This window comes from Pseudomonas sp. 910_21, assembly GCF_052850735.1.
In genome coordinates, this window is the sequence record NZ_VXCY01000008.1 from 256,132 (window position 1) to 267,503 (window position 11,372).

General features: G+C 60.6%; 8 protein-coding genes. 6 read left to right on the forward strand and 2 right to left on the reverse strand.

Features of this window, described 5'->3' with window-relative positions:
* Positions 1–86 precede the first annotated feature (86 nt).
* On the forward strand, positions 87–1,865 hold the full coding sequence (locus FW796_RS24615) for an ABC transporter transmembrane domain-containing protein (RefSeq protein WP_346631790.1): 1,779 nt from the start codon (positions 87–89) through the stop codon (positions 1,863–1,865).
* 135 nt (positions 1,866–2,000) lie between these two features.
* On the opposite strand, the gene FW796_RS24620 is transcribed toward FW796_RS24615, so the two are convergent.
* On the reverse strand, positions 2,001–3,929 hold the full coding sequence (locus FW796_RS24620; protein ID WP_346631789.1) for a transglycosylase SLT domain-containing protein: 1,929 nt from the start codon (positions 3,927–3,929) through the stop codon (positions 2,001–2,003).
* Positions 3,930–4,142: 213 nt separating this feature from the next.
* Between FW796_RS24620 and FW796_RS24625 the strand changes: the two genes are divergently transcribed.
* The gene (locus tag FW796_RS24625) at positions 4,143–6,062 is read left to right on the forward strand and encodes an ATP-binding cassette domain-containing protein (protein WP_102863783.1); all 1,920 of its coding nucleotides are present in this window, start codon (positions 4,143–4,145) and stop codon (positions 6,060–6,062) included.
* Positions 6,063–6,149: 87 nt separating this feature from the next.
* Here the strand turns inward: FW796_RS24625 and FW796_RS24630 are convergent, their stop codons facing one another.
* The gene (locus FW796_RS24630) at positions 6,150–6,587 is read right to left on the reverse strand and encodes a universal stress protein (RefSeq protein WP_123724037.1); all 438 of its coding nucleotides are present in this window, start codon (positions 6,585–6,587) and stop codon (positions 6,150–6,152) included.
* A 101-nt stretch (positions 6,588–6,688) separates the two neighbouring features.
* Here FW796_RS24630 and FW796_RS24635 point away from each other — a divergent pair, with 101 nt between their 5' ends.
* The 4 genes from FW796_RS24635 (at position 6,689) to FW796_RS24650 (ending at position 11,371) form a co-directional block, all read left to right on the forward strand.
* On the forward strand, positions 6,689–7,126 hold the full coding sequence (locus tag FW796_RS24635) for a hypothetical protein (protein ID WP_446440192.1): 438 nt from the start codon (positions 6,689–6,691) through the stop codon (positions 7,124–7,126).
* Between the two features lie 557 nt (positions 7,127–7,683).
* Entirely contained in the window at positions 7,684–9,831 is a 2,148-nt protein-coding gene (gene fadB, locus FW796_RS24640) for a fatty acid oxidation complex subunit alpha FadB (protein WP_402891230.1), read from the forward strand.
* Between the two features lie 28 nt (positions 9,832–9,859).
* A complete protein-coding gene (gene fadA / locus FW796_RS24645; protein ID WP_346631786.1) occupies positions 9,860–11,035 on the forward strand; it encodes an acetyl-CoA C-acyltransferase FadA in 1,176 nt (391 codons plus the stop codon).
* 99 nt (positions 11,036–11,134) lie between these two features.
* Positions 11,135–11,371 carry a DUF1653 domain-containing protein gene (locus FW796_RS24650; protein WP_446440193.1) on the forward strand — a complete coding sequence of 79 codons (237 nt, stop codon included), beginning with the start codon at positions 11,135–11,137 and terminating at the stop codon, positions 11,369–11,371.
* The last annotated feature ends 1 nt before the right edge of the window (position 11,372 follow it).

Below are 11,372 nucleotides of genomic sequence, written 5' to 3' on the forward strand. Positions count from 1 at the left end.
ACCTGACTCATTGTGATTTAGCAAAGTTCCTGCGAATTCCTCTCGTTGCTGCCGCTACAACGGGTCGGTCGCCGGTGCGCCAATGGATGAACTGCATGCTCTCTTCTCGTCATCGCCGGGCGTTGCATCTGGCCAGCCGTTTTATCGCTCCCTACCGTTGGCAGGCGCTTGGTGCCTTGCTGGCATTGATTGTCACTGCGGGCATCACCCTGTCCATGGGGCAGGGGATTCGCCTTTTGGTGGATCAGGGTTTCATGACCCAGTCCCCGCATTTGCTGAATCAGTCCATTGCTCTGTTCCTGCTGCTGGTCCTGGCCCTGGCGGTAGGCACTTTCGTGCGTTTCTATCTGGTGTCCTGGATCGGTGAGCGCTGTGTAGCGGATATCCGGCGCCAGGTGTTCAATCACCTGATCTACCTGCATCCCGGATTCTACGAGAACAATCGCAGTTCGGAGATCCAGTCGCGACTCACGGCGGACACCACCTTGCTGCAGTCGGTGATCGGTTCTTCGTTGTCGTTGTTCCTGCGTAATGCGCTGATGGTGTTGGGGGGGATCGTCTTGCTGTTCGTCACCAATCCCAAGCTCACCAGCATAGTGGTGGTGGCCTTGCCTCTGGTGCTGGTGCCGATCCTGATTTTCGGCCGTCGGGTGCGTAGTCTGTCGCGGCTGAGCCAGGACCGGATCGCCGATGTCGGCAGCTATGTGTCCGAGACGCTTGGTCAGATCAAGACGGTCCAGGCCTACAACCACCAGGCCCAGGACGAGCAGCGTTTTGCCGTGACGGTGGAGCAGGCCTTCGATACCGCGCGCAAGCGTATTGTCCAACGTGCCTGGTTGATCACCCTGGTGATCGTGCTGGTCTTGGGCGCGGTGGGGGTGATGCTCTGGGTCGGTGGCATGGATGTGATCGCCGGGCGCATTTCCGGTGGTGAGCTGGCGGCGTTCGTGTTCTACAGCCTGATCGTCGGTAGCGCCTTCGGCACCTTGAGTGAGGTCATAGGCGAACTGCAACGCGCTGCTGGGGCTGCGGAGCGGATCGCCGAACTGCTGCGGGCGGACAACATCATCCAGGCACCCAGTAGCGGCCTGGTGAGCTTACCGGCACGCGTGCGGGGTGATCTGGAACTGGACGGCCTGGGCTTTTCCTATCCGTCACGGCCGGACCGCTACGCCGTCGATGGCCTGAGCCTGAAGATCCATGCCGGAGAAACCCTGGCGTTGGTCGGGCCGTCGGGGGCGGGCAAATCCACCCTCTACGATCTACTGCTGCGTTTCTACGACCCGCAGCAGGGGCGGATACTGCTGGATGGCGTGCCCCTGACCCAGCTCGATCCGCTGGATCTGCGGCGCTGTTTTGCCCTGGTGTCGCAGAGTCCGGCGTTGTTCTACGGCAGCATCGAAGAGAACATTCGCTACGGCAATCCTGATGCGACCCTGAGCCAGGTCCAGGACGCGGCGAAGATCGCCTATGCCCACGAGTTCATCGAGCAGATGCCAGAGGGTTATCAGACTCATCTAGGGGATGGCGGGCTGGGGCTTTCCGGCGGACAGCGACAACGCCTGGCAATCGCTCGCGCGCTGTTGGTGGATGCGCCGATCCTTTTGCTGGACGAGGCCACCAGCGCCCTGGATGCGCAGAGTGAGCATCTGATTCAGCAAGCCTTGCCCAGCCTGATGAAGAACCGTACCACCCTGGTGATCGCTCATCGCTTGGCCACGGTGAAAAATGCCGACCGGATTGCGGTCATGGACCAGGGCAGGCTGGTGGCCGTGGGCACTCATCAGCAACTGATTGCCAGCAACCCGCTGTATGCGCGCCTGGCGGCCCTGCAATTCAACGACGGCCCTCAGGCATCTGTGTAGGAGCCGGCTGGCCGGCGAAAGCGGCCATCAGGTTGGCGCCGAGCTCGAAGGCCTCTTCGCTGGCAAGCCAGCTCCCGTGGGGGTGGCAGCCCAATAAAAAGCCCGCATCACTGCGGGCTTGTGGGGAGGCTGGTTTCACTGATCGTCGAAGTAGCGCTCATGCCAGTCGACCAGCGGCTGTGGCGAGTTGAGCTTCTGGCCGTAGATCACCGAGTAGGACAGCACGTTCTGCACATACTGGCGGGTTTCGTCGAAGGGAATGCTTTCCACCCACACGTCGAAACTCAAATGGTCGGCGCCCTTGAGCCATTGACGCACCCGTCCAGGCCCCGCGTTATAGGCGGCAGATGCCAGTACCCGGTTGCCGTTGAACTGGCTGTGGACCTGGCTCAGGTACGCCGCACCCAGTTGGATGTTCTTGTCCGGGTCCAGCACTTGCTGGGGAGAGGCCAGGGGAATGCTGAACTTGCGCGCGGTCTCCTTGGCAGTGCCGGGCATCAATTGCATCAGGCCGCTGGCGCCCACGTGGGAACGGGCATCGTCCATAAAGGCGCTTTCCTGGCGGGTGATGGCGAACACCCAGCTGGAATGCAGGCCGCGGACCTTGGCTTCGCGCACCAGGGTGTCGCGGTGAGCCATGGGGAAGCGGATGTCCAGGTCATCCCAGTACTGGGCCTGGCTGATGGTGCGAATGGCCGGGAAGTACCATTTCAGGTCGTAGGCCAGCCTGGCCTGGGCCACCATTTCGTCGCGGTTGAAGTGCCGGCTGACGTGGTACCACTCACGGCGACCGTCGACGATCTGGCCTCGGGCATGAAACTCCAGGGCGCGACGCACGCCTGGGGTATTGCGCACTTTGTTGATGACCGCCTGGCTCAACATCAGCGGCTGGTTGTTCAGCTGATAAGGGGCCTTGGCGTGATCGGCGGCGAGGAAACCGTAGAAGTCACGCTCCCGGGCCAGGCCTTTGAACAACACCAGGGCCTGGGGGTTCTTTGGCTGGGCCAGTTCCAGGCTGCGCGCCTGCCAGTAGCGCCAGCGGTTGGTGCTGGCCAGGTCCTGAGGCAGCTTGCGGGTCAACTGGTAGGCATCTTCCCAGCGCGCCAGACGCAGCAGCAGGCGCAGGCGCCATTCGGAGACGGTGTTGTCCCGCAGCTCGGGGTCGTACTTGGTCATGACGTCCAGAGCGCGGCTATCGAAGCGCCGGGCCAGGGTCAGGCCGATTTCGCGGGCAATGGCCACTTTTTCGTCACGGGAGAAGTGCATGCTGCTGGCATAGCCGTCCAGCAGGGCCATGGCCTTGTCCGGGTCCTGGCGAGCCAGGCGGCGCAGGCCCAGGCCGACCACGTCGGACATCGCTTCATCGGCGGGCTGGAAGCGCGAAGGCTGGCTCAGTAGCTCCGGTTTTTGTGCCACGTCCACCAGCAGGCGGCCCTGGGGCGCGAGGGTGGTCATGCTCTTGACCAGGCTGTTGGCCAGGGGATAGTTGCGGGCTTCGGCCGCCAGCTTGGCCCGCTGCCAGCGCTTCTGTTCGGTCAGTTGGCCTTCGGCGGCCCATTGGGCGAACAGCGCGTCACAGGCGGCCGGTTGGGATTTGCCGGTCAGCCAGAGCTTTTCGGTGGCGGCGTAGCCCTCGGCCTTGAGGTTATGGCCCAGTTGGTACTGGCCGTTGAGGCAGTCCAGCTCGGTGAAGTTGAGTTTTGGGTCGTAATACCGGGTGAAGGTGGCCCAGTCGCCGCGTTCCGCCAGCCAGCGCAACCAGCGCAGTTTCATCCAGTTGGCTTGAGGCAGGTCGCCATGTTCGGCGAGGAATTTCTCGATCTCGGCGTTGCTGGCGCTCTTCAGGCGGGCGGTAAGTTCGTCATAGGCCAGGTAAGGCTCCAGCGGGTAGTCGCGCAGGGCATCGGCATAACGGAAGTAAGGGCCTGAATCGCCCTTGGCCAGGGCGCGCTTGGCTTCATCGTAATATTGGCGTTGTTGGGTCAGGTCCGCCGCCTGTGTGGATTGGACGGCAGTGGCGGAAAGAAGCAGACAGGATAAAAGGCTGAAAAGGCGACTGCGCATGAGACATCCGGGCAGAGAAATCATGACAAGTGCCGACAGGGCCAACACTGATTGTTCACTAGCTTAGCCTTTTGCCAGCAACCGGTGAAAGCTTTGCCGAGCCCTTGGCATCAGTTGGCAACAAAAGTGCCTTTGGGGTCGCCGGTGGCGAAATAGCGGGCCTTCTGAGGGCGCAAGTCAGGTAGAATGCGCGCCCAGTTTTTGGAGAAGAACATGACCCTGCTCAAATTCAGCGATGTGTCCCTTGCTTTCGGCGCCATGCCGTTGTTGGACAAGGTGTCCTGGCAGATCGCCCGTGGTGAGCGGGTGTGCATCATCGGCCGTAACGGTACTGGCAAATCCAGCATGATGAAGCTGGTCAAGGGCGATCAGAAGCCCGACGACGGCTCCGTATGGCGCGCACCCGGTCTGAAGATCGGCGAATTGCCCCAGGAACTGCCTGTGGCCGACGAGCGGACCGTGTTCGACGTGGTTGCCCAGGGCCTGGACGGTGTTGGCGAGCTGCTGGCCCAGTACCACCATCTGAGCCAGAACATCGTCACCGATGCCGATCTGGAAAAACTGATGCACGTCCAGCACGACCTCGAAGCCCGTGACGGCTGGCGCCTGCAGCAACTGGTGGACAGCACCCTGAGCCGCCTCCAGCTGCCCGCCGACAAGACCCTCGCCGAGTTGTCCGGTGGCTGGCGGCGTCGCGTGCTGTTGGCGCAGGCCCTGGTATCCGAGCCAGATCTGCTGCTCCTCGACGAGCCGACCAACCACCTGGACATCGGCGCCATTGCCTGGCTGGAAGAGGCGCTGAAGGATTTCCAGGGCGCCGTCCTCTTTATTACCCACGACCGTTCCTTCCTGCAGAACCTGGCCACCCGCATCCTCGAACTGGACCGCGGTGGCCTGATCGACTGGAACGGCGACTACGCCAGCTTCCTGGTACACAAGGAAGCCATGTTGGCGGCTGAAGAGACCGCCAACGCACTGTTCGACAAACGTCTGGCCCAGGAAGAAGTGTGGATTCGCCAGGGCATCAAGGCCCGGCGTACCCGTAACGAAGGTCGTGTGCGGGCCCTCAAGGCGCTGCGCGTGGAGCGTAGCGAACGTCGCGAGCGTACCGGCAAGGCCAATATCCAGCTGGAAACCGCCGACAAGTCCGGCAAACAGGTGATGGTGCTGGAGAATGTCAGCTTCGCTCACCCGGACGGCCCGTTCCTGGTCAAGGACTTCTCCATGGTCCTGCAGCGCGGCGACCGCATTGGCCTTCTGGGCGCCAACGGCACCGGCAAGACCACGTTGCTCAAGCTGATGCTCGGCGGCCTGGTGCCTAGCAGCGGCAAGGTGGAAGAGGGGACGCGGATCGACGTGGCCTACTTCGACCAGTTGCGCCATCAGTTGGACCTGGAAAAGACCGTGATCGACAACGTTGCCGAAGGTCGTGACTTCATCGAGATCGATGGGCAGAGCCGTCACGTCCTCAGCTACCTCGGTGACTTCCTGTTCAGCCCGCAACGTGCTCGTACGCCGGTCAAGGCATTGTCTGGCGGTGAGCGTGCCCGGTTGTTGTTGGCGAAGCTGTTCAGCAAGCCGGCCAACCTGCTGGTCCTCGACGAACCGACCAACGACCTTGATGTGGAAACCCTCGAGCTGCTGGAAGAGGTGTTGCTGACCTTCCAGGGCACGGTGCTGATGGTCAGCCACGACCGGGCCTTCCTCGACAACGTGGTGACCAGCACCCTGGTCTTTGAGGGTGAAGGCAAGGTTCGCGAGTACGTTGGCGGTTATCAGGACTGGCTGCGCCAGGGCGGCTCGCCGCGGTTGCTGGGGGTTACCGAGAACAAGTCCGGCAAGGCCGAACTGAATTCCGCCGTGGTTGCGCCGGTGCAAGCCGCAGCGCCAGCCCCTGTGCAGGAGGCTCCGGCGAAGAAGAAGCTCAGCTACAAATTGCAGCGTGAGCTTGAGGCGTTGCCGGGGCAGATCGATGCCATGGAGCAACAGATCGCCGGGGTCGAGGCGGAAATGGCCGATGCCGGCTTCTATCAGCGCCCGGCGGCTGAAACCGCTGCGGTCATTGCCCGGTTGGAGCAGTTGAATGCCGAGCTGGAGCAGATGGTCGAGCGCTGGGCCGAACTGGATGCCTGAGTGACTGGCGAGTGATAAAAAAGCCCGACTTCAGCGTCGGGCTTTTTTTCGCAGCAGTTACCGGTTTGGCAGCTGTCGGGCGAGGGCTTAGCGTTTGGCCAGGTGCACAGCCAGCACGTCACACGGTGCGCCGTGCAGGACGTCATTGGCGGTGGAGCCCAGCAGCAGGGCCAGGCCATGACGGCCGTGGCTGCCCACCACAATCAGGTCGCATTCCTGTTCCTTGGCCAGATGGTGTATTTCCTGGCGCGGCTGTCCATAAGTCAGGTGACTGTATTCCTTGGTCAGCTCTGGGTACTTGTGGATCAGTCGATCCAGGCGTTCCTTGGCTTGGTCGAACTGTTGCTGCTGCAGTTGCGAAAGATCCATGGGCACGTCACCGCCGAAGGCCATGGCCATCGGTTCGACGATGTGCACCAGGGACAGCTTGGCCCCATTGCTCACCGACAGCTCGCGAGCGCGGTGGATAACAGGATCGCACTCTTCGGTTAAATCTACGGCGACCAGAATATGGTGGTAGGACATGAGGCGCTCCTCCTGAGGATTGCAATAGCTTCAAGTATGGCTGGTTTCAAGCGGGTTGGTTTCACCCAGGCCCCGCTCATCAAAAAATCGAGAGTACTGATATGACGGTCTGGATAGTGGTGTCAATCCTTGCGGTGGTTCTGAGCCCGTTGGCGTGGCTGCGGCCCTCGCGCCGCCAGAGCGGCTTGATCGCCTTGCGCATGGAGGCGCGGCGCATGGGGTTGGCCATGCAACTGGCACCCCAGGAATGGCCGCATTGGCTGGCTCAGGAGCCGCCCAATCCTTGCCCGCAATACCACCGGCCGAGGCGCGGCGCACAATCGGCCTGCTGGAGTTACTGGCAGATAGCCCCCGGGAGCTGGGTCAATCAGTGGCGTGAGCCCTGTGTCGATGAGTCGCTGCTCCAGCATCTGCAGACCTTGCCGCCAGGGGTCTTCAAGGTTGAAGCGGACAGGCAGCTGATTGCCCTGTACTGGAGCGAGCGCGGCGAGGTCAGTGTCCTGCAGGATATCGCCTCGGTGCTCAAGGCCTTGGCCTGAAGCCATGGAGGAGGGCACCCGCCGCAATCGTGGGTGTTTGGTAATAAAAAGCCCGACTCAGCATCGGGCGGGATGGCCAGGCAGGCCGGTAATCTTGTTTGAGCCACTCTCGGGTGGCTTCTTGCTGTCTGGGCTGTGCCCCTATTCGATAAAAACTTTCTGATCTTTTCTTCAGATATATCCCCAGCTTAGTCGTTATCGTTCCCTGTGGGCGGACGATTTAGGGCGATTTTTCTAAATATTGATCCTATGAATGGCGATGAATGCAGGGTCGTGTTGATCGTCCGGGGAGCAGTGAAGTGACCGCAAAGTCGCGTTTCAAACAGCGTTTTGTACGATTGACAATTGTCGGATTTTCCCTGAATGTGGCGTACCCAAATCAAACGGGCGTATGAAATGAGCGTTTGCATCGCAGGCGGCTCTATACAGAATCCCGACTATCGCGTTGGCGGGTGTGCCTGGCGGATTGGCGTTAGCATCGACGGTGACGTTAGTGCCAAGCCAGAAGTCAGCGTCCGACGTGTACTGTTCAGCTTCCATATCGTGGAGATCAGTTGATGATTTACGAAGGTAAAGCCATCACGGTTAAGGCTCTTGAAAGTGGCATCGTCGAATTGAATTTCGACCTCAAGGGTGAGTCCGTCAACAAGTTCAACCGTCTAACCCTGAATGAATTGCGTCAGGCTGTTGACACCATCAAGGCAGATGCTTCGATCAAGGGCGTGATCGTCAGCAGTGGCAAGGACGTGTTCATCGTCGGCGCCGACATCACCGAGTTTGTCGACAACTTCAAGCTGCCGGATGCCGAGCTGGTGGCTGGCAACCTCGAAGCCAACAAGATCTTCAGCGATTTCGAAGACCTCAACGTGCCGACCGTTGCCGCGATCAATGGCATCGCCCTGGGCGGTGGTCTGGAAATGTGCCTGGCCGCGGATTACCGCGTCATGGCTGCCAGTGCCAAGATCGGCCTGCCGGAAGTCAAGCTGGGCATCTACCCGGGCTTCGGCGGTACCGTGCGTCTGCCGCGCATCATCGGTGCCGACAACGCCATCGAGTGGATCGCTGCTGGCAAGGAAAACCGTGCTGAAGACGCGCTGAAAGTCGGTGCCGTCGATGCTGTGGTTGCTCCCGATAAACTCAAGGATGCCGCTCTGGCCCTGGTCAAGCGCGCCATTTCCGGCGAGTTCGACTACAAGGCAAAGCGTCAGCCTAAGCTGGAAAAGCTCAAGCTCAACGCCATTGAGCAGATGATGGCTTTCGAAACCGCCAAAGGTTTCGTTGCCGGCCAGGCGGGTCCGAACTACCCGGCGCCGGTGGAAGCGATCAAGACCATTCAGAAAGCCGCCAACTTTGGCCGCGACAAGGCTCTGGAAGTGGAAGCCGCCGGCTTCGTCAAACTGGCCAAGACCTCTGCCGCACAGAGCCTGATCGGTCTGTTCCTGAACGATCAGGAGCTGAAGAAAAAGGCCAAGGCCTACGACGAGATCGCCAAGGATGTGAAGCAGGCTGCCGTGCTGGGCGCCGGCATCATGGGCGGCGGTATCGCCTATCAGTCTGCCTCCAAGGGCACGCCGATCCTGATGAAGGACATCAACGAGCACGGTATCGAGCAGGGTCTGGCAGAAGCCGCGAAACTGCTGGTAGGCCGCGTTGATAAAGGCCGCATGACCGCAGCGAAGATGGCCGAAGTGCTCAATGGCATTCGTCCGACCCTGTCCTACGGTGATTTCGGCAACGTCGACCTGGTGGTCGAAGCCGTAGTCGAGAACCCCAAGGTCAAGCAGATCGTGCTGGCTGAAGTGGAAGGTCAGGTCAAGGAAGACACCATCCTGGCGTCCAACACCTCGACCATTTCCATCAGCCTGCTGGCCAAGGCCCTCAAGCGTCCGGAAAATTTCGTCGGCATGCACTTCTTCAACCCGGTGCACATGATGCCGCTGGTGGAAGTGATCCGTGGCGAGAAGTCCAGCGAGCTGGCCGTTGCCACCACCGTTGCCTACGCCAAGAAAATGGGCAAGAACCCGATCGTGGTCAACGACTGCCCGGGCTTTTTGGTCAACCGCGTGCTGTTCCCGTATTTCGGCGGCTTCGCCAAGCTGGTCAGCGCCGGTGTGGATTTCGTGCGCATCGACAAGATCATGGAAAAATTCGGCTGGCCAATGGGCCCGGCGTACCTGATGGACGTGGTCGGTATCGACACCGGCCACCACGGTCGCGACGTCATGGCTGAAGGTTTCCCGGATCGCATGAAGGACGACCGCCGCTCGGCCGTGGACGTGCTTTATGAGGCCAAGCGCCTGGGACAGAAGAACGGCAAGGGTTTCTACGCCTACGAAACCGACAAGAAGGGCAAGCAGAAGAAGGTCGCCGATCCATCGGTACTGGAAGTGCTCAAGCCAATTGTCTACGAGCAGCGTGAAGTCACCGACGAAGACATCATCAACTGGATGATGATCCCGCTGTGCCTGGAAACCGTTCGTTGCCTGGAAGACGGCATCGTCGAAACCGCTGCCGAAGCGGACATGGGCCTGGTCTACGGCATTGGTTTCCCTCCATTCCGTGGCGGTGCGCTGCGCTACATCGATTCCATCGGTGTTGCCCAGTTCGTTGCCCTGGCCGACCAGTACGCCGATCTGGGCGCGCTGTACCACCCGACCGCGAAGCTGCGTGAAATGGCCAAGAACGGCCAGAGCTTCTTCGGTTAAGCGCCCACACTAGAGCGAGAGTGAACATATGAGCTTGAATCCTAGAGACGTCGTGATTGTAGACTTCGGTCGTACTCCGATGGGCCGCTCCAAGGGCGGCATGCACCGCAACACCCGCGCCGAAGACATGTCGGCGCACCTGATCAGCAAACTGCTGGAACGCAACAGCAAGGTCGACCCGGCGGAAGTCGAGGACGTGATCTGGGGCTGTGTCAACCAGACCCTGGAGCAGGGCTGGAACATCGCGCGCATGGCGTCGCTGATGACCCAGATCCCGCACACCTCGGCTGGCCAGACCGTCAGCCGCCTGTGTGGCTCGTCCATGAGTGCCCTGCACACCGCTGCGCAAGCGATCATGACCGGCAACGGTGACGTGTTCGTGGTCGGCGGCGTCGAGCACATGGGTCACGTGAGCATGATGCACGGTGTCGATCCGAACCCGCACATGTCCCTGTACGCGGCCAAAGCCTCGGGCATGATGGGCCTGACCGCCGAGATGCTGGGCAAGATGCACGGCATCACCCGTGAGCAGCAGGACGCCTTCGGCGTGCGTTCCCACCAGCTCGCCCACAAGGCGACTGTGGAAGGCAAGTTCAAGGATGAGATCATCCCGATGCAGGGCTACGACGAGAACGGTTTCCTGAAACTGTTCGATTACGACGAAACCATCCGTCCCGAGACCACCCTAGAGAGCCTGGCGGCCCTGAAGCCGGCGTTCAACCCTAAAGGTGGTACCGTGACTGCCGGTACTTCGTCGCAGATCACCGACGGCGCCTCGTGCATGATCGTGATGTCGGCCCAGCGTGCCCAGGATCTGGGCATCCAGCCGCTGGCAGTGATCCGTTCCATGGCGGTGGCGGGTGTGGATCCGGCCATCATGGGCTATGGTCCAGTACCGGCCACGCAGAAAGCCCTGAAGCGCGCGGGCCTGGGCATCAACGATATCGACTTCTTCGAGCTCAACGAAGCTTTCGCCGCACAGGCCCTGCCAGTGCTGAAAGATTTGAAAGTGCTCGACAAGATGAACGAGAAGGTTAACCTGCACGGCGGCGCGATCGCCTTGGGTCACCCATTCGGTTGCTCCGGTGCGCGTATCTCCGGGACCCTGCTCAACGTCATGAAGCAGAATGGCGGCACCTTCGGTGTGTCCACCATGTGCATCGGCCTTGGCCAGGGCATCTCGACCGTCTTCGAACGCGTTTAAGCGTTGGGTTGATGGAAGCCGGGGCCCTGTGCCCCGGTTTTTGTTTTTCTGTAGATTTATTTGTTTTTATTTTGAAAAGAATTGCACGAGGGCCAGAGCATGCAGTTACAACCCGGGCTCTATCAGCATTACAAGGGGCCGCAGTACCGCGTTTTCAGCGTGGCGCGGCACTCGGAAACGGAAGAAGAAGTGGTGTTTTACCAAGCCCTGTATGGGGATTACGGCTTTTGGGTACGCCCCTTGAGCATGTTCCTGGAGTCGGTCGAAGTTGACGGCGAGCAGGTCCCACGCTTTGCTTTGGTGCAGGCCGAACTCAGTCTTTTTTCACCGGCTTGAG